This window comes from Aeromonas sp. 9A (assembly GCF_963900955.1).
GTDB lineage: Bacteria > Pseudomonadota > Gammaproteobacteria > Enterobacterales > Aeromonadaceae > Aeromonas > Aeromonas salmonicida.
Map to the genome: position 1 here is coordinate 3,809,245 of NZ_CAWRFG010000001.1, position 24,371 is coordinate 3,833,615.

At 58.6% G+C, this 24,371-nt stretch carries 19 protein-coding genes; 5 read left to right on the forward strand and 14 right to left on the reverse strand.

Features of this window, described 5'->3' with window-relative positions:
- Nucleotides 1–24: 24 nt before the first annotated feature.
- The 8 genes from AACX78_RS17550 to tapM form a co-directional block, all read right to left on the reverse strand.
- Nucleotides 25–1,620, reverse strand: coding sequence for an SPOR domain-containing protein (locus AACX78_RS17550; RefSeq protein ID WP_159166965.1), 1,596 nt, complete (start codon nt 1,618–1,620; stop codon nt 25–27).
- Nucleotides 1,613–2,692 carry a 3-dehydroquinate synthase gene (aroB, locus tag AACX78_RS17555; RefSeq protein ID WP_159166966.1) on the reverse strand — a complete coding sequence of 360 codons (1,080 nt, stop codon included), beginning with the start codon at nt 2,690–2,692 and terminating at the stop codon, nt 1,613–1,615. Before aroB ends, AACX78_RS17550 begins: the two co-directional genes overlap by 8 nt.
- Before the next feature lie 14 nt (nt 2,693–2,706).
- On the reverse strand, nt 2,707–3,225 hold the full coding sequence (gene aroK, locus AACX78_RS17560) for a shikimate kinase AroK (protein ID WP_005317117.1): 519 nt from the start codon (nt 3,223–3,225) through the stop codon (nt 2,707–2,709).
- A 191-nt stretch (nt 3,226–3,416) separates the two neighbouring features.
- Nucleotides 3,417–5,609, reverse strand: a complete 2,193-nt coding sequence (locus AACX78_RS17565) for a type IV pilus secretin PilQ (RefSeq protein WP_159166967.1) — start codon at nt 5,607–5,609, stop codon at nt 3,417–3,419.
- A gap of 16 nt (nt 5,610–5,625) precedes the next feature.
- A complete protein-coding gene (locus AACX78_RS17570) occupies nt 5,626–6,156 on the reverse strand; it encodes a pilus assembly protein PilP (RefSeq protein ID WP_011898454.1) in 531 nt (176 codons plus the stop codon).
- Nucleotides 6,153–6,752 (reverse strand): PilO family type IV pilus biogenesis protein TapO, encoded by a 600-nt coding sequence (gene tapO / locus AACX78_RS17575; RefSeq protein WP_059168389.1) that lies wholly within the window; start codon nt 6,750–6,752, stop codon nt 6,153–6,155. Before tapO ends, AACX78_RS17570 begins: the two co-directional genes overlap by 4 nt.
- Nucleotides 6,749–7,327: a PilN family type IV pilus biogenesis protein TapN gene (tapN, locus tag AACX78_RS17580; protein WP_005317129.1), complete on the reverse strand. Its 579-nt coding sequence runs from the start codon at nt 7,325–7,327 to the stop codon at nt 6,749–6,751. Before tapN ends, tapO begins: the two co-directional genes overlap by 4 nt.
- Complete coding sequence (gene tapM / locus AACX78_RS17585) at nt 7,315–8,388, reverse strand: PilM family type IVa pilus assembly protein TapM (protein WP_159166968.1); 1,074 nt, start codon at nt 8,386–8,388, stop codon at nt 7,315–7,317. Before tapM ends, tapN begins: the two co-directional genes overlap by 13 nt.
- Nucleotides 8,389–8,673: 285 nt before the next feature.
- Between tapM and AACX78_RS17590 the strand changes: the two genes are divergently transcribed.
- Nucleotides 8,674–11,160 (forward strand): penicillin-binding protein 1A, encoded by a 2,487-nt coding sequence (locus AACX78_RS17590; protein WP_159166969.1) that lies wholly within the window; start codon nt 8,674–8,676, stop codon nt 11,158–11,160.
- Nucleotides 11,161–11,221: 61 nt separating this feature from the next.
- Here the strand turns inward: AACX78_RS17590 and oxyR are convergent, their stop codons facing one another.
- The 4 genes from oxyR to AACX78_RS17610 form a co-directional block, all read right to left on the reverse strand.
- A complete protein-coding gene (gene oxyR / locus AACX78_RS17595; RefSeq protein ID WP_201302890.1) occupies nt 11,222–12,118 on the reverse strand; it encodes a DNA-binding transcriptional regulator OxyR in 897 nt (298 codons plus the stop codon).
- A 161-nt stretch (nt 12,119–12,279) separates the two neighbouring features.
- On the reverse strand, nt 12,280–13,920 hold the full coding sequence (locus AACX78_RS17600) for a methyl-accepting chemotaxis protein (RefSeq protein ID WP_159166970.1): 1,641 nt from the start codon (nt 13,918–13,920) through the stop codon (nt 12,280–12,282).
- A gap of 224 nt (nt 13,921–14,144) precedes the next feature.
- On the reverse strand, nt 14,145–14,780 hold the full coding sequence (locus tag AACX78_RS17605) for a DsbA family protein (protein WP_159166971.1): 636 nt from the start codon (nt 14,778–14,780) through the stop codon (nt 14,145–14,147).
- A gap of 82 nt (nt 14,781–14,862) precedes the next feature.
- A complete protein-coding gene (locus AACX78_RS17610; protein ID WP_159166972.1) occupies nt 14,863–15,723 on the reverse strand; it encodes a Vmh family MBL fold metallo-hydrolase in 861 nt (286 codons plus the stop codon).
- Nucleotides 15,724–15,851: 128 nt separating this feature from the next.
- Between AACX78_RS17610 and AACX78_RS17615 the strand changes: the two genes are divergently transcribed.
- The gene (locus tag AACX78_RS17615; protein WP_059111480.1) at nt 15,852–16,751 is read left to right on the forward strand and encodes a LysR family transcriptional regulator; all 900 of its coding nucleotides are present in this window, start codon (nt 15,852–15,854) and stop codon (nt 16,749–16,751) included.
- A gap of 67 nt (nt 16,752–16,818) precedes the next feature.
- Here AACX78_RS17615 and AACX78_RS17620 read toward each other — a convergent pair whose 3' ends face one another.
- Nucleotides 16,819–17,595 carry a BPSS1780 family membrane protein gene (locus AACX78_RS17620; RefSeq protein ID WP_159166973.1) on the reverse strand — a complete coding sequence of 259 codons (777 nt, stop codon included), beginning with the start codon at nt 17,593–17,595 and terminating at the stop codon, nt 16,819–16,821.
- A gap of 176 nt (nt 17,596–17,771) precedes the next feature.
- On the opposite strand from AACX78_RS17620, the gene AACX78_RS17625 reads away from it, so the two are divergent.
- Together AACX78_RS17625 and AACX78_RS17630 are read left to right on the forward strand one after the other, a co-directional pair.
- Nucleotides 17,772–18,626: a hypothetical protein gene (locus tag AACX78_RS17625; RefSeq protein WP_159166974.1), complete on the forward strand. Its 855-nt coding sequence runs from the start codon at nt 17,772–17,774 to the stop codon at nt 18,624–18,626.
- Between the two features lie 47 nt (nt 18,627–18,673).
- Nucleotides 18,674–19,498: a peptidoglycan DD-metalloendopeptidase family protein gene (locus AACX78_RS17630; RefSeq protein WP_159166975.1), complete on the forward strand. Its 825-nt coding sequence runs from the start codon at nt 18,674–18,676 to the stop codon at nt 19,496–19,498.
- Between the two features lie 97 nt (nt 19,499–19,595).
- Here AACX78_RS17630 and AACX78_RS17635 read toward each other — a convergent pair whose 3' ends face one another.
- Complete coding sequence (locus tag AACX78_RS17635) at nt 19,596–20,933, reverse strand: MATE family efflux transporter (RefSeq protein ID WP_201302891.1); 1,338 nt, start codon at nt 20,931–20,933, stop codon at nt 19,596–19,598.
- Between the two features lie 155 nt (nt 20,934–21,088).
- Between AACX78_RS17635 and mscM the strand changes: the two genes are divergently transcribed.
- Nucleotides 21,089–24,370, forward strand: a complete 3,282-nt coding sequence (gene mscM, locus AACX78_RS17640; protein WP_159166977.1) for a miniconductance mechanosensitive channel MscM — start codon at nt 21,089–21,091, stop codon at nt 24,368–24,370.
- The last annotated feature ends 1 nt before the right edge of the window (nt 24,371 follow it).

Genomic DNA, 24,371 nt, shown 5'->3' on the forward strand with positions numbered 1-24,371 from the left:
CTACCCCCTTCTCAGGCCGAATGGCTATTGCTTCAACTCTTTTTGTACCTGAGCAAACGACTTGGGCCAGGGCTGCCCCTTGAGCAGGGCGGGCGAGAGCTTGCGAATGGCGGCCTTGGCCTGAGTGGTGTTGGCGTAATCCCCTTGCAGCACCACATACCAGGGGCTGCCACGGAACTGGGTTTTGTAGACCCAGACATTGCCCGTCAGACCATGTTCGGCCACAAACTTGTCAACCGCGGCAGTGTTGCTCGCCCCCATCAGCTGGACGCTGTAGTGATTTCTGGGCTTCTTGTTCAGGGTCGCCGTCGGCGTCAGGGCGACCTTGGGCGCAGGTGCAGCCGCCGGTTCGGCAACGGCTGGCTTGGCGACCGGTTTGGTAACGGGGGCCGTGTTCCGGGCCTTGGGCTCAGTGGCCGATTGGGGAGCTTGCGCTGTCAGTCCCTGGGTCGATGGGTTCTCGGTCGAAGCAGCCCGGGAACTGACACCGGTCAGCTCATCCACCACACCAGTGGGCAAGGCACCGCTGACATTGGGTTGTTTCATCAACTTCTGGACCACCTCGTCGGAGATCACCACACGGCGCCCCTCATAGTTGGTCGATTCAGTGGTCAGCGTTTCACTCTCGACGGCTTTGGGCAATACCTTGGCATCAGGCTGCCAATCACGCACCACACCGCCGGGGTTATCACCGCTGGCATTCGGGCTGCTTTGACCGCCACTCTGACCGTCATTGCTGCTACCGCCTGCGGTTAGTGGATCTCCGCCTGAGACGGGAATGGGCAAGGCAGTGGTTTGTGAGGGGGCGAGCCCGGTGCTCTTGCTTTCCTCGCTGAACAGGGCTGGCAGCAGATAGCTCAGGGCCAGCAGACCGCCGGCAACCAGCGCCAGCACTATGGCAATCTTTTTAACGGGCAACTCGGCCTGACGTTTCTTGGGCCTTCTGTCGGTCATGATATCCTCCAGTAACTGCATGATGGTGGACGGATGTCCATTCGCCACGTTCAGGATCTCTTCCACTTTCAGCTTGGGCAAGAGGGCTGTCGGGAGCTTGAGCTCTTTGGCTTTCTCATACAAGAAGATACGTTGCTCCGGTGCGCTCAGTGGCGCGACCTCCAGCTCCAGAGCCGGCATGGCCCGCCCTTTTAGCAGGCTTTTCTGAGTGCGACACCAGACGTCACTCCCGGAGAGCACGATCGCCAGCTGGTGTGGCATGGGCAGGGTATCGTTATGACGACAGAGACTCCACAGCTCGCCGACCAGCTCGACAGGCAGCTCGTCTGCACGCTCGATCAGCAGTAACAGGGTGGAGGGCTTGCCCTCCAGCATGCGAAAGAAACTCTCTGCCAGCGCATCCTGCGGATTGAACAGCGGCCTTGCCACCACCTGGGGCAGCAGCAGCTGGCGCACGTCCGCCATCTTCATGGCTGCACTGCCAATCAGGCTCACTACCCGCACTTTTTCGGGCAAGTTGCCGAGCAGGGATTCACACAGGGTGCCGCGGCCACTGCCGGGTTTGCCGGAGAGAAAAATAAAAGGGTGATTGAATTCAATCAGATGCAGCAGCCGATCAACCAGCTGCCGCTGGGAAGGAAATTTAAGCAGTTTATTGTTACTCACGACCAGACTCAATCACCGCCAGCAGTTCATCATCGGAGACATCGGCTACGACCTGAGCGTGACCGATACCGACCGGCAGCACCAGTCGCAACTTGCCTTCCAATACCTTCTTGTCTCGGCGCATGTGGCGAATGAAGGCAGCGAAATCCATATCGGCAGGTGCCTGAATGGGCAGATTGGCCGCCAGCAGCAGATCGCGAATGCGAGCAAGCTGCCTTGCATCCAGATCGCCCCGGGCCTCGGCAGTGGAGGCAGCCATCATCATGCCTGCGGCAACCGCTTCACCGTGCAGCCAGTTGCCATACCCTTTTTCAGCCTCGATGGCGTGACCAAAGGTGTGACCGAGATTGAGCAGAGCGCGAACCCCGTGCTCCGTCTCATCCTGCGTCACCACATCGGCCTTGATTTCGCAGCAACGGCGGATGGCATACGCCAGGGCAGCCGGTTCCAGCGCCTGCAGACGGGACATGTTGGTTTCGAGCCAGGAGAAAAATTCGGCGTCCCAGATGATGCCGTACTTGATGACCTCGGCCATGCCGGCAGCAAATTCGCGGGCAGGCAGGGTCTTGAGGCACTCGGTATCAATGACCACATGCTTGGGCTGATAGAAGGCTCCAATCATGTTCTTGCCAAGGGGATGGTTGACGGCGGTCTTGCCGCCGACGGAGGAATCAACCTGGGAGAGCAGTGTGGTAGGCACTTGAATAAAAGGAATGCCACGTTGATAGCTTGCCGCAGCAAAGCCGGCAACATCTCCTATCACACCGCCCCCCAGGGCGATCAGTGTCGTGTCCCGACCATGGTTGGTTTCCAGCAGAGCAGACATGATCCGCTCGAAGGTTGCCAGGGTCTTGTAAGCCTCACCGTCCGGCAGTATCAGGTGTTCAACCTGAAAACCGGACAGCAACTGGATAATCCGCTCAAGATACAAGGGAGCGACAACAGTATTGGTCACTATCATGACCCGTTTGCCCTTGATGGTTTGTGTCAGCACTTCTGCATGCTGCAACAGACCCGCCGCTATCTCGATGGGATAACTGCGTTCACCCAGTTCGACCTTCAACCTTTCCATGGACGTCCTCTAGATTACATGCCGATCAACTTAACAATTTGATTGGCAACGATTTTAGCGCTCTGATCATCAGTCTGGATGACAAAGTCAGCCACTTCTTCATACAGCGCATTACGCTCTTGTGCCAGACGCTCGAGCACTTCGCGCGGCGGCTCTTCGGTTTGCAGCAGTGGGCGACGCTTGTCTCTTTGTGTGCGCGCCAGCTGCTTCTCAATCGTTGTTTCGAGGTATACCACGATACCGCGAGCAGAGAGCTTGTTCCGTGTTTCTCGGCTCTTGATAGCACCGCCACCCGTCGCCAGCACGATACCCTGCTGTTCTGAAAGGTCGCCTATGACCTTCTCTTCGCGGATCCGGAAACCCTCTTCGCCTTCAACATCGAACACCCAGCCGATATCGGCACCACTGCGGCGCTCAATCTCATGATCTGAGTCGAAAAACTCCATATGCAGTTGTTCTGCCAGATGTCTACCTATGGTGCTCTTGCCCGCACCCATGGGACCTATCAGGAAAATATTGCGTTTCTCAGCCATGTCTTTTCGTTAGTAATTACAAACTGTACGACCCCGACAAACACTCGATCGGGGTACCTATGAACCTTATCTTGCGATGGATCAGGAGGGGGATTATCTCAATAGAAATCAGGACTGGCAACCGCAGCCCTTACGCCCCAGCATCATTGGGGCGTAAGGTTATATGTGTTTTACCCTCACATGTAAAGCATTCAGAAAGCGTCGGTAACTATCTTGGGTGTCACGAAAATCAGCAATTCCCGCTTTTTATTCTCGTGTGCTGTCTTACGAAACAGCACGCCAAGGCCCGGGATATCGCCGAGCAGAGGCACCTTGGTGACGTCGCTCTTGATGGTCTGCTGATAGATGCCGCCGAGCACCAGGGTCTCACCATTGTTGACTAGCACCTGAGTGGTGATGGACTGGGCGTTAATGGATACAGCTGGGCCAGTTGGCGTATCGACAGTCTCTCCCTTGGTATCCTGGGTCACGGTCAAGTCCAGAATAACCCGGTTATCCGGCGTGATCTGGGGAGTAACCTTGAGGCTGAGGACAGCCTTCTTGAAGGTGACCGAGGTGGCCCCACTGGAGGAGGACTCCACATAGGGGATCTCGGTCCCTTGCTCGATCAGTGCAGGTTTCTGGTTGGCGGTGGTCACCCGGGGGCTTGCGATAATTTCCGCCTTGTTCTCGCGCTCCAGCGCAGACAGCTCAAGATCCAGAAGGGTACCATCAGCTAATCTGGCGACCTGGAAGGCCAGAGTACCGGCCGCGCCTGTCACCGGTAAATTGACATTCATCCTGTTTTCTACCCCGGGTCGAGTGATGGCAGAACCGCCGTTGTTGTTGCCTGATCCATCGTTGCCCTCGATTCTACCTGAGGTGCTGTTACCGTGCCCGTCGTTCTTGGTCACCCCCCAGCGCACCCCGAGCGCATCATCAAAACCATCATCTATGGTGACCATGCGCGCTTCGATCACCACCTGCTTGACCGGAATGTCGAGGATATCCAGCATCCGCTTGATGTTGCTGATCACATCGGCAGTGTCCTTGACCACCAGCACGTTGGTCCGCTCATCCACGCTCACCGCCCCTCTGGCAGAGAGCAGCTTGGTGTTCTCGGAGGAGAGCAGGGAGGCCACCTCGGTCGCCTTGGCATAGTTGATATGCAGGTATTCGGTGTAGAGAGGGGACAACTCGGCCACCTGGTTGCGACTCTCCAGTTGCTGCTTTTCACGCAGCGCAATCTCTTCGGCAGGCGCCACCAGCAAAATATTGTTATCCAGCCGTTTATCCAGCCCCCTCACCTTGAGGATGATGTCCAGCGCCTGCTCCCAGGGCACGCCATCGAGCCGCAGGGTGATGTTACCTGCCACTGAGTCCGTGGTGACCAGATTGAGGTTGTTGAAATCAGCGATGAGCTGCAACACGGTTCGCACCGGGATATCCTGGAAGTTGAGCGAGATAGGCTTGCCCTGATACTGTTTTCCAGCCGTTGCCGCTATGCGTTTCTTTACTTCTACGATGAACATTTTGTCAGCCTGATCGTAACGGTAATCAAACTGGCCGTTGATGGAGAGCTCGAACAGGGTGTCATTGCCCTGACGGAACACCTCCACCTGGGAGACGGGGGTGGCGAAGTCCTGCACATTGATCAGGTTGAGCAGCTCATCCGGTATCCGGGTGCCATGAAATTTGGCCAGCACTGTCTGCCCTCGGCTGCTGACATCCACCGCCGCAGAGCTGTTGTCCAGCATCACCAGAAACTCCCCCTGCCCATCCTTGCCCCGTCTGAAGTCCACACCCTTGACGGAATTGAAATAGGCGCCACTCGCCTCGGTGCGGGATACGGGCAAAACCGGTTTGCTGGCAACAGCGGCTGCGGCCTGGGCTGACTGGGCAACTATCTGGGTATTAATCAAAGCTGACTGGGTGACGGCTTGTGTATTGCCAGGCGCAGACTGTGCTGACGATACCATGCCGGATGACTGAGACGAGGCTGGGGACGGCATGCTTGCCTTGTCTCCCAGCGCCACCAGCAGCTTGTTGCCCTGCTGATGCACCTGATAAGGGGTCAATTGGTCGAGGGCAATCTTGATGTCGAGACCTGTCCCTTTACCATCTACCTTGAGGTTGTCGACCCCCTGTTGCTTGATCGGCAGCGGATTGACATTGAGCGCCCCCACTGCCCCAGGCACATGCAACAGCAGCTGGTTAGGCTGATAGGAGAGGCGGTCGGTAAATCCGCTGACGGGTTCACTGAAGCTCAGCTCCAGCAACAGCTGATCGGCCATCAGCGGATTGACCCTGACCTCTTGCAATGTGGCCACGGCCCAGGCCTGGCCACATACTCCGGCGCAAAACAGCAGGACTACTCTGGTGACACTACCTATTGTTGCTCTCATCGCAGTTCATCCCTGATTATCGTTTTGCTTCAAGATTGGCCATGCTCAACTGGGTTTCTCTGGTGACCCAACATCCTTTGCCATCCGGTACGGTCTCAATCAAATCCACGCTGGTGTCAGTGATCCTGATCACCCGCCCCTGATCCAATCCCATGTGCTGATTGAGACCAACCCGTATGGATTGACCATCCGGTGTCCGGACCAGTGCCCACAGCTGCCCTTGCTGGCCAAGGGAGCCCTGCATGATGAGGTTGGCCAGAGAGTACCTCTCCAGTACCTCCTTCTCCCGGTTGGCCACTATCTGGGCACAATCAGGCTTTACCTTGGCATCGACCTTGGCACTGCTGGTCTCCGGCTGGGGAGTAATAAAGGGGCTACGCTGCTCACTGAGGCGATAAGCCATGGGAGAAAAGGGTTTGATTTCAGGCAATGGCTCAATGGGGACCGGCTTCCTGGCCTTGGTCTGAGCCACATAGTTATCCATGTCATCCTGACCACTGCAGGCGGTCAGCAAACACACCGGCAACAGCACGCAGATCATTCTCATTTTTGCTGCCCCACTGACTTGCCGTTGTACTTGTAGGTCTTGGCCAGCATCGACATGGCGATCAGCTCATCTTCTCCCTTGCTCTGGCCAAGGTTGAACGACTCAAGGATGACAATGCGCGGCAGAGCCGCCATGTCCGCCGTGAACTTGCCAATCTGATTGTAGGTGCCCACTACTTCGATACGCATGGGCAGTTCGGTGGAAAACTCGTGCTTGATCTCCGGCTCCCAATTGATGCGATTCAATTTGAGGCCATTGTCGGTCGCGATGAAACTGATATCGTCCAGCAAACCCGCCACCTCATGGGTGTTGGGTAACTGCTTGAGCTGGGCATCCACCAGTTGTTCAAGCTGCACCATTTGCGCCTTGTATGCGCCCAGATTGGCCGCAAGCATCGCCTTGCTCTCAAACTGCCCCTTCAGCTCCGCTTCTTTATTTGTCTCCTGAGTCAGCAAGGTCAACGAATTTGCTATCACGTAGTAATAGATGGCCCCCCCCAGCAGCGCACAGAAAAACAGGATGAAAATCCCTTTGGCCAGCTTGGGCCAACTGGCAATGCTGTTGAGATCCAGTTCATTGAGTTGTTGCAGGTTCATTGTTGCCCCTTAGTCACATCGACGGTGACGCCAGCTGTCGTCGCGACCAGAAACATCATGGAGAACTGACTCAGCGACACTGGTGCGACATCTGCAGCAAAAATCGTGCTGATCTGTGACTGGCTCAGCCAGCCGGAACCATCGATGCGCCGCATCATACTGGCGACCCTGCCATAGGCTTCGGTCTTGCCATTTACATCAATGCGGTTGCTTTGCAAAGCAAGCGTATTCAGATAAACCCCATTGGGCACCAGCGAAGGTAGCTGATTGAACAGGCGAACCGGCAGATTGCGACGCATCTGCAGCTGTTCAATCAACTGCATGCGATCGATCAGCTCCTTGCGTCGCTCCTTGAGCAAGCGGATCTCGCCAAGTTGCGCATCGAGTATGGTCATTTCTTGCAACAAACGCTGATTGCGTTGCTGCTGATGGCTGATCTGCTGCTTCACCAGCCAGTCGGCGGCAAAGCCGAGAGAGGCGGTGATCGCCAGGAAAATCCCGAGCATGACCCCGAACTGTTTCTTCTGGCGCAGGGCGCGGGCTTCGCGCCAGGGGAGGAGGTTTATATTTGACATGGTGTGAAGCTCCTCAATGCCAGTCCCAGCGCCGTCATGTACTTGGCACCATGGACCACACCGCCCTCTCCTTTAGGCTTGCCGAACAAGCTGAAAGGATCGGGATGCAACACCTCACAATTGAGTTCATCTTGCAATTGACTGACAAGCCCGGGCAGCAGGCTCCCGCCTCCGGTCAGGACAAGCTTTGACAACTCCCGATAGCCAGAGGAGCTGCAAAACAGCTGAACGTTGCGCCTGACTTGCTGCAACAGGGCATTGATATGGGGTAACAGCACATCCAGATCATGGTCAGCAGGTAGAGTGCCTTTGATCTTGGCCTGCTCGGCTTCCTCCAGGCTCATGCTGTAAAAAGAGGAGAGTGCCTGACTGTATTGATCCCCGCCAAAATTCTGCAGTCTGGAATAAATCGTCTGGCCTTTGACCAAGGCCGCAAACGTCATGGCACTGGCCCCGATATCGATCACACCAACCGGTTTTTCCCAGGCAAGCAGCTCGGGCTGGCAGGCGAGGACAGCGCGCCCAAGAGCATGAGCTCCCACATCCACCACCTTGGTGATCATGTCGGCTTCGGCCAGGGCGGTAACCCGACCGCTCACACTTTCGGTACGGGCCGCACTCAGCAGCACCTCCTGGCGATCCTGATCGTTGACCTTGCCGAGGATCTCAAAATCCAGGCTCACTTCATCGAGGGGGAAGGGGATGAGCTGTTCGGCCTCCAGCTGGACCTGATTTTCCAGCTCGTTCTCACCCAGGCTGGCATCAACCTGAATGACCTTGGTGATCACATTGGAACCGGTGACAGCCGTCGCCACGTACTGGCTATTGCCTGAAATGAGGCGCTTGAGGGCCTTGAGAGACTGGCTGACCCGTTCGATATCCTGCAACTGGTAATCGACCAGGGTGCCCTTGGGAGTGACGACTTCCGCCACCGATTCGAGATGCAGTTTGCCGGGGCGACCAGTGATGGTCACGGCCTTGATGGTCTGGCTCCCAAAATCAATACCTGCCAAGGGAAGCAAGGAACCTTTATTGAATAGCCCAAACATATACACATCCATGCGTTATTGGGTTTTAGGATTGATTGTAGGACAGCTCACAGCAAGGTGACGGCTTAACTCATCCTAAATGCTCTATCTATCAATGTCATAAAGTTTGTACCGAAAAGTGATGCATCTCGCTTTCTGGCTGGCCCCGCCTCCCCTTGGTTATTGAGCCACAGAATGCTAACCTCCCGCCTCTTGTCGAGGACCCTGACTACGAACAGGAAAACCTCGAATTTACGGAGGCAAAAGGGCTATACTCTGCGCCCGTTGGCTAATTTTAAGACGATTGGTAGTTCTTCCATGCTGAAATGGCTCGTACGCCTGTTTATTGTCATGATACTGGGTGCAGTGCTGGGTGTTGCCAGCCTCATTGGTATCTACTTCTACATCAAGCCCCAATTGCCGGATGTGACCGCCCTGCGCGACGTCAAGCTGGCCACCCCGATGAAGGTGTACAGCCGGGATGGGGAATTGATCTCCCAATTTGGCGAAATTCGTCGCATCCCTCTGCATCTGAACGAAATTCCCCAACCCATGATCGATGCCGTGCTCGCGACCGAGGATGCCCGCTTCTATGAGCACCCAGGTATCGACCCGATCGGTATCGTTCGGGCTGCCACTGTCTGGGCTGTTTCCGGCCAGGCTCGCCAGGGTGCCAGTACCATCACCCAGCAGGTCGCCCGCAACTTCTTCCTGAGCAACGAAAAAACCATAGTGCGCAAGGTCAAGGAGGTGTTTCTGGCCTGGCGCATCGAGCAGAATCTCTCCAAAGACGAAATTCTGCAGCTCTATCTGAACAAGATCCCCCTCGGTTACCGTGCCTTCGGGGTCGGCGCAGCCGCTCAGGTCTACTTCGGCAAAGAGGTCAAGGATTTGACCCTGGACGAGATCGCCATCATAGCCGGCTTGCCCAAGGCACCGTCCATGCTGAACCCGATCCGTTCACCGGAACGTGCCTTTGCCCGCCGCAACGTGGTGCTGGGTCGTATGCTGGAAACCGGCAAGATCACCCAGGCCCAGTATGACGAGGCGTCCAAGATGCCCATCAAGGCCCGTTATCACGGTGCCGAGATCACCCTCAATGCTCCCTATCTGGGAGAGATGGTGCGCCAGAAGATGGTGCAGCAGTTCGGTGAAGATGCCTACACCATGGGCCTGCACGTCTATACCACTGTCAGTGCCAAGCGCCAGCGCGCCGCCCGTCAGGCCTTGCTGGATGGGGTGTTCGACTATGACACTCGTCACGGTTACCGTGGCGTGACAGCACTGCTGTGGAAATCAGGCGAAGCCGATTGGGATTACGAGCAGATAATGGCCCATCTGGCCAAGCAACCCACTTATGAACCCCTGATGGCGGCCGTGGTCACCAAGCTGGATGACAAGGGGGCGACCCTGGTGCTGAAAAATGGCAAGCAGGCTGAGCTTGGCTGGAACGGCATCAAGTGGGCTCGCGCCTTCATCACAGACGATCGACAGGGCTACGCCCCCCGTTCCGCCCGTGATGTGCTGAAAGTTGGCGCCCAAATCTGGGTGCGGGAGAAGGGCGAAGCCTTGCTGCTCTCCCAGATCCCCGAGGTCAATGCGGCTCTGGTGGCCATGAATCCGCAGGATGGTGCCATCGAGGGACTGGTTGGCGGTTTCAGCTTCGAGCTGTCCAAATTCAACCGGGTCGATCAGGCACGCCGCCAGATAGGTTCCAACATCAAGCCTTTCCTCTATGCCACAGCGCTTGAGCAGGGTTATACCCTGGCCTCCCTCATCAACGATGCCCCCATCAACCAGTGGGATCCCTCCAAGGGCCCCATGTGGCAGCCCAAGAACTCCCCGGCCATCTACGAAGGCCCCACCTCACTGCGTCTCGGCCTTGCCAAGTCCAAGAACGTGATGTCGGTGCGGCTGATGCGCGCCATCGGTCTGGACACCTATATCGACGGTCTGACCCGCTTCGGCTTCGCGCGCGATACCATCTCTGCCAACGAATCGCTGGCTCTGGGCGCCGCCGAATTCACCCCTCTGGAAGTGGTGCGCGGCTATTCAGTCCTTGCCAATGGCGGCTTCCAGGTGACCCCCTACTTCATCACGGAAGTAGTCGACAGCTTTGGCGTTCCCGTTTATCAGGCCAATCCGGCTGCAGCCTGCCGTGATTGCGGCGTACTGGCGGCGGCAGGCCTCAACAGTGCCGATGCCTATGCCAATACAGCTCCTGACTGGAAGGCCCAGTGCCCGATCGATCCTGTCGTGCCCAACAACATGGCGCCGCAGACCATCAGTGCCCAGAGCGCCTTCCTGGTCACAGATACCCTGACCACCGCCATCTGGGGTGGCAATGGCTGGCGCGGCACCGGCTGGCGCGCGGCGCGGGATCTCAAGCGTCACGATATCTCCGGCAAGACGGGTACCACCAACGAATCCCGTGATGCCTGGTTCTCCGGCTATACCCCGAATCTGGTCGCCACTTCCTGGATCGGTTTTGACAACCACCAGCGTGGTTTGGGCCGGGCCGAGTTTGGCGGTGGTGCTGCGCAGCCCATCTGGATCGACTTCATGAAGACGGCACTTAAGCAGGTGCCTGAGCGCAAGATGCCGGTACCGGAGGGGATCATCACGGTGCGGATCGACCGTGAAACCGGTCTGCTGACCAACCGCGCAGACGGCAGCACCGAGGAGTTCTTCAAGGAAGGCACGGAACCGACCCGCTTTGCGACCCAGAGCTCGGACGGCAATCAGGTGTATGGCGGCGATGGCTCGCCCACTGACGGACCCGTCTCCACCGACGATATCTTCTAAGCAACACCAGATGACAAAACCGGCGCCAAGGCGCCGGTTTTCTTTTTCTACGCCTGCAATGTCAGCCGAGCAGGCTCTTCATCAGGCTGGAAATGCGGGAGGCCAGCTCGTTGAAGCAGGGCCTGCGTACCGAGTAGTGACGATAGAGCAGTGAGATGGTACGCCCCGGCACTGGGTCGACCACAGGCCGATAGCTGACGCCGCCCTCCTCGGCATTGGCGGGTACGGCAAGCCTGGGCACCAGGGTCATGCCACTGCCGGCAGCGACCATGTTGCGCAGCGTCTCCAGACTGGTGCCCTTGAAGCGTTGATCCTCACCGATACCTGCAGCGAAACAGAATCCCATCGCCTGATCCCGCAAGCAGTGACCATCGGCCAGCATCAGCAGTTTCTTGCCCTTGAGATTGCTGAGCGGCACAGCCCTGGCCTTGGCTTCCGGGTGGTGCTGCGGCACCGCCAGCCACATGGGCTCCTGATAGAGGGGGATGGCGCCAAACCCTTCCATGCCGTCCAGCTCTGCGAGGATGAGGCAATCCAGCTCTCCCTCCTCCAGCCGTTTGAGCAGCAACTGGGTCTGCTCCTCATAGAGGTAGAACTCCAGCTTGGGAAAATGCTCGCGCAGGTCCTGAATGATGTGGGGCAACAGATAGGGACCGACGGTGGGAATGAAGCCGATATGGATCTCGCCAGACATGGGCTCGGCAAAGTGCTGGCCTATGTTCTTGAGTTCACGCACCTCTTTCAGCACCTTGCGCGCCTGATGGGCCATGGCATCACCGGCCGGGGTAAACAGCACCTTGCGTGAGGTACGCTCGATCAGGATCACCCCCAGCTCATCCTCCAGCTTGCGCAGCTGACCGCTCAGGGTAGGCTGGCTGACAAAGCAGCGCTCCGCCGCCTTGCGAAAGTGTTTCTCCTCTTCCAGTGCCACCAAATACTCGAGATCGCGAAGGTTCATACATCCAGAATCCTGCCAACCAAATGGGCCATTAGCATGCCCAAGAAAGACAGGAGGGACAAGGGATGGTGACTGAATGGAAAAAGAGGAGTGGATGGAAAAACAAAACGGGCCTGGATCCAGGATCCGGGCCCGCTCAAGCGGCGAGTGTCAAACCGTCATCACACCCGGAAGCGACGCACCATCTCCTGCAGCTGGTTCGCCAGGTGATTGAGGTCGTTACAGGCTTGCGCCATCTGGGTCGCACCGGCCGCCACCTCTTCCGAGGCGTGGCTGATGTTGACCACGTTGCGGTTGAGCTCTTCGCTCACTGCCCCCTGCTCTTCGGTTGCGGTGGCAATCTGGATGTTCATGTGGGAGATGCTCTCTACCGAATTGCTGATCTCCGAAATGGACAGTCCCGCCTCCCGGGCTGTGCTCACGGTGGAGTTCATCATCTCCTGGCTCTGCTGCATGGTAGTGCCAGCCTGCTCGGCCCGCTGCTGCAGCTCGGCGATGATGGTGTTGATCTGGGAAGTGGAGTCCTGAGTGCGTTTGGCCAGGGTGCGCACTTCATCGGCCACCACGGCAAACCCACGGCCCTGCTCACCGGCCCGTGCCGCTTCGATGGCGGCGTTCAACGCCAGCAAGTTGGTCTGCTCGGCTATGCCACGAATGACCTCCAGCACCATGCCGATATTGCGGCTGTCATCGCCGAGCTGGCGGATCACCACGGCCGTGCTCTCGATGGCACCAGCCACCTGCTCAATGCGTTTGATGGAGTCGTTGACGGTATTGGCTCCCAGCTCGGCGGAGCTGCTTACCTGAGTCGCTGCACTGGCGGCGTCACTGGTATTGCGGGAGACCTCTTGCACTGTGGCCTGCATCTCGTTCATGGCGGTGGCCAGCTGGTTCAGCTCATGCTGCTGATTGTTCATGTTGCTGGCGGATTGACGGGCGACGGCGCTTATCTCTTCCGCCGCTGAGCTGAGTTGCACCACAGAGCCAGACACCTCGCTGACCAGATTACGCAAATTGCCCTGCATCTCGCCAAACCCCTTGGCCAGCTTGCCCAACTCGTCGTTATTGAACCACTTCAAGTCGAGGTGAGCCGCCAGGTCCCCCGCTGCGACCTTGCCCACCAGCTCCAGCAATTTGTTGACCGGTTGCTTGATCTGCTGGGTCAGATACCAGGCCACCAGCACCACAAAGATCAGCGTCACCAGCCCGATGGCCATACTTAGCTGCTTGGCGGACTCGTATGTCTGATCGCTGTTTTTCTCCATCGTCCGCCCAATCCGATCATTAATCTCATGCAAAGTCGTGGTGAGCTTGGTCGCCTGCTCCAGGGTTGTGCGCGTCAAGCCGTCCCGATAATCCCCTATGCGGGCACTGTCGTTCTGCATCACAGCCTGATAGAGCTGATCATGGGCACTGAAATATGCCTCCCCTGCTTGCTGCAAGGCTGCATATGTCTGCTCTTCATCGGTTGCATTGAATGTCAGGCGCCCATAGTCAGCCACAGCCTTGGCAAAACGCCCTTTTGCTTCAGTGACGCTGTCGTTGCGTCTTGTGATGTCGGCGCTGTCATTGTTGGCACGGGCGATCACCATGGCCAACTGGGCTCTGCGTGCATCCAGCAAGGCTACCTGCATCTGACTTGCATACCGAATGGAAGGTACCAGATTATCGGTAATGAGCTGGGTATTGCCGTTCAGGTAGGAGAGCCGGGAGATCCCGAAGCCAGCCAGCACAAACACAAGCAGCGCCAGCACCGCAAACCCTGTACTCAACTTCTGACCGATAGACATATTTTTGAACATGATTGATATCCTTGGCAGCTGGACGCAAACCCGTGGAGCCACACTCCCGAGCAACTTCCCATAAAGCATAGCGTGATGAGTGCAAGCGGATGATTTTCAAACTATCCGTCAATCGATATATCGTCATATCAGCCAAGGACTCGGCGCAGGGCGGGTAGATGAAAAGCGACATCTCCCCACCAAGCCCCCTGCTCATCCTGCGCCTCAACAGCAGGGTAAGGAATTCAACGTCCCATCAGCTCCTGGATCTTGCGAGCAAATGCATCCGGTTCCCCCAAGAAGGACGAGGCCGACACCGGCGTCACTTTATCACCCTGCACCAGACCCAGTGTGGGATAGCCCTGACCGCCGAGGCGGCGCATCCAGCCCTGACTGTCCACCAGATGAGTGGTCAGATCCACGTTCTGATAGGCATCTGTAAATGCAGCTGAGTCAATGCCCTGCTCTACCGCCAGGCTGCTCAGGTGTGCGAGGGAGCCGACCCAAATGCCATCGCGATAATGGGACTGCTGGATGCGATGAAGCAGGGCCAGGCCATTGCCACCCAACGCCGTGATCGCCAGGATGGCACGGATGGGCGGTTCCGAATCGAGCAAGAGGCCATCACTGAGCAGCAAGTCGTTGAAGTAGCGCTCGCCGAAGGGCTGGCCGGTCAGGGCCTGAATCCGCTCGTCATGAGGGCGAACGTAATCGCGCAGGGCCAGGCCCATGGGCTGGCGACGCTCGCCAAGCCAGAGGCCGCCGGCATGGAGTTCAATGCGAAGGCCCGCTATTCCGGCAGCCGCTTGCAACAAGGGGGCTGCGCCATAGCACCAGCCGCAGAGGGGGTCATATACGTAATGCAGGCTTGTCTCTTTCATGTGATTCACTCTCGATTGTCTGGCTAAAAAAAACCGGGCCCCAGGGCCCGGTAAAAAACACAGGGAAAGCAGGCTCAGTGGTTTACCACTTCATTTCGCCGGTGTTGACCTTGGCACCAATGGCCAGGCCGTCATCGACCGGCAGGGACGGGAAGGCTTTCTTCATGCTTTCAATCAACTCACCAGAATTCTTGGATGTGGCCAGCTCCTGCTCGAAACGCTGTACGTAGTCACGGGTAAAGGTCACGGCTTCGGTTCCCTTGGGCTCAGTGCCCAGGAAGTGGCCCGGTACGACGCGCTCGGGCTTCATCGCCTGCAATTCGTTGAGGGTCTTCACCCAGTGAGCTCGGGCTTCCTTGGTCTGGCTGTCCGCCATCCACACGTGAACACCGTGATAAACCGGTACGCCACCGAATGCGGTCTTGATGGACGGCGCCCAGAGGTAAGCGGTCGGTGTGTTCATCTCTTTGATTTCAATCTTTTCCCCTTCCAGGGTCAGGTGGTTGGCTGTCAGTACCTGAGGTACCGTCAGGCTCTTCGGTGAGCCGTCGCCCAAAATAGGTCCCCAATAGGTCAGCTTGTCATCTTTGGTCTTGTTGATGTGGTCGATCACATGTTGGTCTGCCAGTACTTTGACACCCGGGAATGCAGCCAGGATGGGCTCCAGACCGAAGTAAAAATCGGGGTCGCCCGCACTGATATAAACGGTGGTCAACTGCTTGCCGCTTTTCTTGATCATGTCGACCAGGGCCTGACCGTTCTTCACATCAAACTGGGCGTCGATCAGAATGGCCTCTTTGTCGCCAGCCACCAGGGAGGAAGAGACCGGGAAGATCGCCTTCTCGCCCGGGTTGTAGACAGTCACGGTCAGGGGGCCTGCCAGGGCAGCGCCACTCAACAGGGTGGTAGCCAGGGTCAAATTACGGATCAGGGTATTGTTCATCGGGTATTCCTTATCAAGTCATCGGGTGGTTCATCAGATGGACACAGTTTATTGGATCATTAACGGTACAAATACAGCATAATAAGCGCATCACTGTTGCATTAATCGAACATATAGAGGACCTGCACATGGATCGACTGACCGCATTACGGGTCTTTGTCAGCGTAGTCGAACAGGGCAGCCTGAGTGGCGCCGGGGAGAAGCTGGAGATGTCGCGCGCCATGGTGACGCGCTATCTGGCGGAACTGGAACAGTGGATGGGGGCTCGTCTGCTGCATCGCACCACACGCAGACTGAGCCTGACCGGCCCGGGGGAAGAAGCACTGAACCGGGCCAGAGCCATGCTGGCGCTGGGGGAAGAGATGGAGCAGATCGCCATCCGGGGCGATGAGGCTCCCAAGGGACAACTGCGTATCACCAGCAGCTACTCCCTATCGGAAGCCCTGCTGGTGGGGGCTGCCAATGACTACCTGGCCCAGTATGCGGGTACCGCCATCGATATACTGCTGCTGGACCGCACCGTCAATCTGGTGGAGGAGCGGATCGACTTGGCCATTCGCATCACCAATGATCTGGATCCCAACCTGGTGGCCCGCCGGCTCGGCACCTGCCACTCAGTGGTCTGTGCCAGCCCGGCTTATCTGGCAAGACACCCGACTCCACAGAAAGTGCAGGATCTCGCCCTGCACAACTGCCTCACCTACACCTATTTTGGCAAGAGCCTGTGGGAGTTTCAGGGGCCGGCCGGACCGGAATCTGTGCCAGTCAGCGGCAATCTCAGCGCCAACATCTCCAACCTGCTGCTGGAGGCCACCCTGGGCGGGGCAGGCATCAGCATGCAGCCCCGTTACTCGGCGCAACCTTATCTGGAAAGCGGTGCTCTGGTGCCCCTGCTGAGCCAGTGGCAACCCAAGCGGCTCGGCGTCTACGGTGTGTATGGTACCCGCAAACAGATGTCTCCCCTGCTGCGCAGCTTCCTCGATTTTCTGGTGGTCAGAATGGGGGCCGACCCCATGTGGCAGGAGTAAAGCGACGCCATGCAAAAGGGGCCCGCAGGCCCCTTTTCACTGTATATCCCGGTCAGTTGTAGCCGGATCAGGCTTCAAAACCAGTCAATGGCGCCTCGGACTGAGCCTCCTGAGCCACATCCAGATAGATCTCCCGATACGCCACATAGATGGAGTAGTTGAGGGCTGGTATCACCACCAGCAGGCCAATCAACATCAGGGCGGCGCCAAACAGCATCAGACCAGCCGTGATCAGGCCCCACCAGAGGAAAGGCCACATGTTGGTGAGACAGCCCCTGAAACTCAATCTGGCTGCCTGCAATATGCCCATATTGTGGAAATAGATAAGGGCGGGTGCGAAGGTGATGGCCATCAGCACCGGGATCAGCAGTGCCAGTCCCAACAACAGACAGAGCAAGAGCCCTTGCGCCTGAGCCACGCTCACCACCATGGATTCGGGATCCTGGGTCAGCAGGGAGGTCAGCCCCCACATGGAGAGCAGCCCCAGGCAAATGAGGCCGATCAGAGTGAACAGGGCCAGCACCAGCAGGCCCCCCAGCATCAGCGGGGTCAGCTTGTTGCGAAACCCGGCGAAGAAGTCGGCAAACTTGAGCTCATTTCCCTCATAGCCCCGATGGGCCACGACCACCCAGCCAGCACCCCACACCATATAAAGCAACTGGGAGATGAGGCCGCCCGCCGGCAGGCTATCCAGCAGCAGACCGACCGCAAACCAGATCAGGACCATGGCGACGCTGACACCCATGCCCTTGTTGAAAATATCGAAGCCGGATCGTACCCAGACCCAGCCACGCCCGATGGGGTGACGGGCGGGTTCGGCTCGCAGGGGGGACAATCCATTCATAACGTTTCCTCAGATGATAACGGGCTGGCTGCCGATTCTAGAGCCATGGGCCGGCTGACTCAATGGCGGTGACCATAGGTGAGCACTTCGCATGTCATGGCTGCTTGTATCAGGCGTTACGGTTATCATGAGAGACCCCCGCACCAGGGGCATTCACTTATTCAAGAGAATCCAAGATGCGTAAACTTCATCTGGCACTGATCCTGCTGGCCTCACTGCTGCTCAATCTCTGGCAATGGCAGGCCCAGCCTGCCACCGCAGACCATTCCCAACCCGAGCCCGATACCGGCCCCCGGACGGCGCAGTGCGATGGGGCTGCAAACCCGAACGCCAGCCAGAGCACGGGCCAGAACCTGATGGCCAAGCTGCCCGGCAAAAAAACGCAAGGGGAGCCAGCTACCACTCAGGAAGCCATTCCCCCCAATCCGGAGCTGGAGGCCGCCATCAGCCAGTGGAGCCAGTCCAGCGATGGCTCTGTGCTGATCGAGCGCCTCTACGATGCAGAGCAGGGCCGCCATCTCACCACGGTATTCGACCGGCTGGACGTAGTGGAAGATGTGCGCGGTCAGGTGCAGGAGCTGTTGCGCGAGCTCTACCGCCTCGGCTTCGATCACCCCGATGCCTATGAGCAGGAGAGCCAGCGGCTCTGGAGCAATATCAGCAACCTGCTGGGTGAGGATACCCGCATCCGGCTGGAACAGGATCTCTACTCGGGTGACATCAATCGGCTGCTGGAGATCCAGGGCCGGCTGGCGGAACGCGGCGAGCTGCTGGCCCCCGACCAACGCCAATCCCTGACGCGTCTGCTCAGTGATGCCAACCAGCAACTGTCCCAGCAGGAGAGTGGCGATGCCAATACCTATCTGGAAAACCAGAAGGCCTATACCCAACGCGTGCTGGAGAGCAGCCGTGCCTTCCTGAACCCGAGCCAGCTGAAAGTGCTGCAAGAGATGCTGGAGCTGGATCTGGTGCGCCAGGAGGTCTCGGTCCAGATGGAGGCCATCTACCAGCACTTCCAGCCAGGCTCCTGATGCCCTTAACCTTGTTCGTTTGACCCAACCCATAGCGTGGATCTGTCATGAGAGTCGTTTGTTGTCTGTTGTTGCTATTGGCCAGCCAGTCCGCCCTCGCCGAGGGATTTATCAGCCGTCTGCTCAATCACCCTGTACCCGGCGGTGTGGCCGTGGTACCACTCGGGAATGGGCTGCAGGCCCCCACAGTCCGCTATCAGGACAAGCCTGTGCTGGTAGTGCAAGAGGATGGCCAACGCTGGATTGCCATCGTCGGCATTCCCCTCAAAACCCCGCAGGGAACCCAGCAGCTGACGGTCAATGATGGCCGCACCCTCAGCTTCACAGTCACGCCCAAGCACTATCGCGAGCAGCACATCAAGCTCAAGAACAGCCGCCAGGTCAATCCGCTGGCCGAAGACATGGTGCGCATCAACCGCGAACTGGCCGAGCAGACCCGGGCCTATCAGACCTTCAGTCCCACCCAACCCAGCAATTTGCTGTTCGACAAACCGGTCAAGGGGCCCCTCTCCAGCCCGTTTGGTCTGCGCCGCTTCTTCAATGGCGAGGAGCGCAACCCCCACTCAGGACTCGACTTCGCGGTCGGTGCCGGTACCCCCATCAAGGCACCGGCCGCCGGCAAGGTGATCCTGATTGGCAACTACTTCTTCAACGGCAACACAGTGTTTGTCGACCACGGTCAGGGGCTCATCAGCATGTTCTGCCACATGTCGAAGATCGATGTGAAGCTCGGCCAGAGCCTGCCCCGCGGAGGTATTGTTGGTCGAGTCGGCGCAACCGGCCGTGCCACCGGCCCCCATATGCACTGGAACGTCAGCCTCAACGATGCCAGGGTCGATCCCGCCATCTTTATCGGGGCCTTCAAGCCCTGACTCGAGACAGCCAATCCAGCGCATCAGCCGTGATGAGCAGACCGGATAAAACAGAAAAGGCAGCCAAGGCTGCCTTTATCTGTTTTGGGGACACCGCTCAATGGGCGGGGACGTGCAATCCCGCTTCTTTGCGCATGGCGCGCCACATCACCAGCACCAGCACAGTGCTGCAAGTCGGCAACGCCAGCCAGACACCTGATACCCCCCACAGGGAGGAGAAGCCCCACAGGAAGCCGCCGATCAGCACCAGCTTGCCGCCGGTGAGCAGGGAGGCGATGCGGGCCCGGTTGATGGCCTGGAAGTAGGTTGCCCCCACCAACAGCAATCCCTCCATCGGCAGGCCCCAGAAGTAGAGCCAGATGCCGAGGCTCGCCACCGGCAGGAGGGCCGCATTGTCGCCGGCAAACAGGTAGACGACCCCCTCAGGCCACAGATAGAGCGGGATCATGCCACACAGTGCCACCAACAGGGTGACCCCCAGCGCCAGGTTGCGCACCCGCAACACCCGTTGCCAGTTGCCCGCCCCCGCGTTGAAGCTGGCGATGGGCTGTATGCCCATGGCGATCCCCTCGAAGATGAGATAGAAGAAGGCTTCGCTATAGCTGATGACGCCATAGGCTGCCACGTGCAGCGAGGTGCCCACCGCCAGCAGCGCCTTGTTGTGCATCGCCAGCACCACCGACAGGTAGAGATACATCAGAAAGCTCGATACCCCGAGGCGCAGTGTCTCTCCCATCAGCCGCCAGTTCGGCGTCAGGGTACCCCAGCGAATACGCAACTGGCTGCGAGGGGTGAAAAAGTGCCACAGACAGAGTCCGCCGGTCACGGCTTGAGAGAGCATGGTCGCAATGGCCGCCCCCGCCAGTCCCCAGGGAATGACTGCCATCAGCAGATAGTCGAGCAGCACGTTGAGCACGCCACCGCCGACCAGGATCCAGGTGGTGAGACCCGGTCGCCCGTCGTTGCGCAGCAAGGCGGTAAATGCCATGGAGAGCACGGCAAATACCCCGAGCAAGGCATACCAGCGCAGATAGGCCATGCCGGCGTTGAAGATCTCCCCCTCGGCTCCCATCCAGGAGAGCATGGCCTCACCATAGCGAATGCCGATAAAGGTGAGCACGGCCGAGGCCATCAGCACCATCACCAGCGCATTGCCGACGATGTGACGTGCGGTTGCCTGCTCCCCCTTGCCGAGGTAGAAGGAGGCGAGCGACGAGGAGCCCATGCCGATCAGCGCCCCCACCGCATAGAGCACGGCGCAGATGGGATACGCCAGCATCATGCCCGCCAGTCCGTCCTGACCCAGGATATGGCCGACGAAGATGCCGTCTATGGTGACATAGATGCCGGTGACCAGCATGGCGGCCACGGTCGGCGTGACGTAGCGCAAAAACAGGCGAGAGAGTGGGGCCGTGCCCAGATCGACTGCAGACATAAGATGCTCAAAGGAGGGAGAAACGGCCAGAATCATAGCCAAACAAGGCCAGGATCGCCCGTTATTTATGTTACAAATCATTAATATGGAAAACTTTACCCGCTCCGGCCCCTGCTTTAGGCTAGGGCGACCTCTCATGAACGGAAACGTGCGCCATGTTGCAACGCCTGCTCTCTCTGCTGCTGCTCTCCCTCTCTCTCTTTCCCCTGCTCGTTCAGGCCGATGACGCCATCACCCAGGTAGAGGAGTTGCTGCAGAGCGTCCCCAAGACGGACACGCCGGAAAACCAGAAATTGCGGGAGAGTTATCAACAGGCGCTGCAGTTTGCCCGGGAAGCCCAGCGCTATCGTGAGCAGGCCAAGGCCTATCAGCAGATCCTGATTGATTACCCCAAGGAGTCGGCCCGCCTCAAGGAGAGCCTGCACAACTACCAGCCCCAGTCCCGCCCGTCCCTCTCCTCCCTGAAGGAGGAAGCCCTGCGCCAGGCCATCGGCCTGAGCAGCAACCGTCAACTCAACCTGCGCAAGGAGCGTCAGGCTGTGATGGACAGCCTCAACCAGTTGGAGAGCACGGGCCAGGAGTACCACCTGAGGGTCGACGAGCTGCGCAAACAGTTGCAGCAAACCCGTACCCTGCTCGACCGGCTCAGCTTCAGCAGCGAGTCGGATCGCCAGCAAGATGCCCAGCGGCTGGTCACCCGCCTCAAGGAGCAGAGCCTCTCCGACCGGATCCAGATGCTGGAGCTGGAGCAGCTCTCCGCCCAGCAGCGCAACGACCTCGGCAAGCTGAAGTTGCAGGAGCTCAATCTGGCCATCACGGATGAAGACGAGTGGCAGGCCAGCCTGCTCAACCAGCAAAACCAGTTGCGCCGCGACAAGACGGAGCAGGCGCTGGCCGAAAGCGAGCGGCTGCGCAAGCAGCTCACCTCCGACATGCCGCTGCTGCTGGAGCAGCAACAGCAGAACCAGGCCCTCTCCATCCAGCTAGGCGCGCTGGAAGATCAGATAGAGCGGGTGCAGGACGATCAAAGGGCCGTCGACCAGAACCTGTCGGCCCTGAACGACCTGGTCAATTCGGTGCGGGAGCAATTGGAATGGCTGCAGATCAGCAACGCCTACGGCGAGAACCTGCGCAGCAAGCTCTCCGACCTGCCCGCCTACTTCCCGCTCGACAAGCTGGAGTCCGCCATCGTCAACGCCCGCATGGCCAAATACCAGTACGAAACCGAGCAGGATGCCCTCAAGGATCCGCGCCAGATGCGCGAGCGGCTGATGGCCACCGACGAGGTGGCGCTCGATCGCTCCCAGCAGGCGGTGCTCGACAATCTGCTCAAGGCCAGACGGCAACTGCTGACCCGTCTCAATGACGCGTCCGACAGCCTGATCCAGGAGCAGACCCGCCTCAAGCTGCTCTACAGCCGCCAGAACAGCAAGATCGACGAGATCCGCGACCTCAGCGCCAGCCACCTGTTCTGGATGCCGGATGTGCGTCCGCTCACCCCGACCGTGCTGCTCGGCATTCCGGCGGCCCTCGGCCTTGCCTTCAACCCGACCAACTGGCTGCAACTGCCGCAAGCCATCGCCGAGAACAATCCCATCACCCTCACCCTGGCCGGTATCGGCATACTGGTGCTGGCCTGGTGCTGGTTCAAGCTCGCCCGCCACCTGACGCATTACAGTCAGCACATAGCACCGCGCATCGGCAAGGTGACCCAGGACAAGTTCAGCCTCACCAGCCGCCTGCTGGTGCGCTCTTTGCTCGCTTCCCTGCCTCTGCCCGCCATGGTGCTGATGGTGCATGGCCTGCTCGACGGCGCCTGGCAATACCCTTTCGCGGTGGCGGTCGCCCGGGGTCTGAGTGAAATCTGGTTCCTGCTGCTGGCACTCTTGATGGCGCGCCACCTGACGCTGGAAAAAGGGATACTGATCCTGCATTTTCGCTGGCAGAAGGAGTGGGTACAAAAGGTGTGGAGCCAGTTTCGCACCCTGCTGCTGGTGATCATTCCCAGCTTTTTCGTGCAGGGCATGGCCAACAGCTATCAGGAACACGCTTTCTATGACTCCCTCGGCCGGATGGCGTTCATCGTTGGCGCCCTCTGGTTGCTGCTGTTCTTTGCCCGCCTCAACCGGGAGCGACTGCCGCTGACCTGGGGTCAGGCCGACATGAGCAAGCCCCACCTGCTGCACCACTTCATCTGGAACAGCCTGATGCTGGCCCCCCTGCTGGCGGTGATCGGCTCCCTGCTCGGCTACTTCTACACCTCCCGCATCCTGCTGCGTCAGCTGGAGCTCAGCCTGCTGATGGGGCTCGGCTGCCTGCTCATCTACTATCTGGCCCACCGCTGGATGCTGATCCAGCGCCGCCGTCTCGCCTTCGATCGGGCCAAGAGCAAACGGGCCGAGATACTGGCCCAACGCGGCCGGGAAGAGGGGAACGACGAGCTCAGCTCCGAGATACCGGACGTGGTGGAAGATACCGAGCTGGATTTGGACACCATCAGTGCCCAGTCGTTGGGGCTGGTGCGCACCCTGCTGATGCTGGGATTCACCATGCTGTTGGTGGTGCAGTGGTCCGAGCTCAACTCGGCGTTCAGCTTCCTGCGCAGCATCGAAGTGTGGCAGGTCACCAGCAAGATTGGCGGCATAGAGCAGCTCTCCCCCATCACACTGCAGGATCTGATGCTGACGGCATTCACTTTCATACTGACGGTGGTCACTGCCCGCAACCTGCCGGGCCTGATGGAGCTGACCCTGCTCCAGCACCTGAGCCTGTCGCCGGGCACAGGGTTTGCCATCACCACTGTCACCAAGTACATAGTGCTGGTCGTGGGGGCGCTCAGCGGCTTCTCCATTCTTGGTATCGACTGGTCCAAGGCGCAGTGGATGGTGGCAGCCCTCTCCGTCGGCCTGGGTTTCGGCCTGCAGGAGATCTTCGCCAACTTCGTCTCCGGCCTCATCATACTGTTCGAGAAGCCGATCCGGCTCGGCGACACTGTCACCATCCGCGAGCTGACCGGCACAGTGACCAAGATCAAGACCCGCGCCACCACCATAGTGGACTGGGATCGCAAGGAGATCATTGTTCCCAACAAGGCCTTTATCACGGAGCAGTTCATCAACTGGTCGCTCTCTGATTCCATCACCCGGGTCAAACTGCGCATCCGCATCGGCCTGACTCAGGACCCCAAACGGATACAGACCATACTGGAAGATTCGATCAAGGCCTCCACTCTAGTGCTGGAGACCCCCACCCCCGAAGTATTCCTGATCGAGTTCACCGATTCGGCGCTGATCTACGAGATGCGGCTCTATGTAAACAGCATGGATCACCGCATGCCCATCACCCACGAGGTGCACTCGCTGGTGCTGGAGAAACTGCAGCAGCAGGGTCTGGGACTGCCGCACCAGCAGATCGATATTCGACTGAGCCGCACCTGAT

Excerpts from the sequence above, each read along its gene's own strand:
- aroB (WP_159166966.1), bottom strand. The coding sequence starts at position 2,692 with ATGGAAAGGTTGAAGGTCGAACTGGGTGAACGCAGTTATCCCATCGAG.
- aroK (WP_005317117.1), bottom strand. The coding sequence starts at position 3,225 with ATGGCTGAGAAACGCAATATTTTCCTGATAGGTCCCATGGGTGCGGGC.
- AACX78_RS17565 (WP_159166967.1), bottom strand. The coding sequence starts at position 5,609 with ATGAGAGCAACAATAGGTAGTGTCACCAGAGTAGTCCTGCTGTTTTGC.
- AACX78_RS17570 (WP_011898454.1), bottom strand. The coding sequence starts at position 6,156 with ATGAGAATGATCTGCGTGCTGTTGCCGGTGTGTTTGCTGACCGCCTGC.
- tapO (WP_059168389.1), bottom strand. The coding sequence starts at position 6,752 with ATGAACCTGCAACAACTCAATGAACTGGATCTCAACAGCATTGCCAGT.
- tapN (WP_005317129.1), bottom strand. The coding sequence starts at position 7,327 with ATGTCAAATATAAACCTCCTCCCCTGGCGCGAAGCCCGCGCCCTGCGC.
- tapM (WP_159166968.1), bottom strand. The coding sequence starts at position 8,388 with ATGGATGTGTATATGTTTGGGCTATTCAATAAAGGTTCCTTGCTTCCC.
- AACX78_RS17590 (WP_159166969.1), top strand. The coding sequence starts at position 8,674 with ATGCTGAAATGGCTCGTACGCCTGTTTATTGTCATGATACTGGGTGCA.
- oxyR (WP_201302890.1), bottom strand. The coding sequence starts at position 12,118 with ATGAACCTTCGCGATCTCGAGTATTTGGTGGCACTGGAAGAGGAGAAA.
- AACX78_RS17600 (WP_159166970.1), bottom strand. The coding sequence starts at position 13,920 with ATGTTCAAAAATATGTCTATCGGTCAGAAGTTGAGTACAGGGTTTGCG.
- AACX78_RS17605 (WP_159166971.1), bottom strand. The coding sequence starts at position 14,780 with ATGAAAGAGACAAGCCTGCATTACGTATATGACCCCCTCTGCGGCTGG.
- AACX78_RS17610 (WP_159166972.1), bottom strand. The coding sequence starts at position 15,723 with ATGAACAATACCCTGATCCGTAATTTGACCCTGGCTACCACCCTGTTG.
- AACX78_RS17615 (WP_059111480.1), top strand. The coding sequence starts at position 15,852 with ATGGATCGACTGACCGCATTACGGGTCTTTGTCAGCGTAGTCGAACAG.
- AACX78_RS17620 (WP_159166973.1), bottom strand. The coding sequence starts at position 17,595 with ATGAATGGATTGTCCCCCCTGCGAGCCGAACCCGCCCGTCACCCCATC.
- AACX78_RS17625 (WP_159166974.1), top strand. The coding sequence starts at position 17,772 with ATGCGTAAACTTCATCTGGCACTGATCCTGCTGGCCTCACTGCTGCTC.
- AACX78_RS17630 (WP_159166975.1), top strand. The coding sequence starts at position 18,674 with ATGAGAGTCGTTTGTTGTCTGTTGTTGCTATTGGCCAGCCAGTCCGCC.
- AACX78_RS17635 (WP_201302891.1), bottom strand. The coding sequence starts at position 20,933 with ATGTCTGCAGTCGATCTGGGCACGGCCCCACTCTCTCGCCTGTTTTTG.
- mscM (WP_159166977.1), top strand. The coding sequence starts at position 21,089 with ATGTTGCAACGCCTGCTCTCTCTGCTGCTGCTCTCCCTCTCTCTCTTT.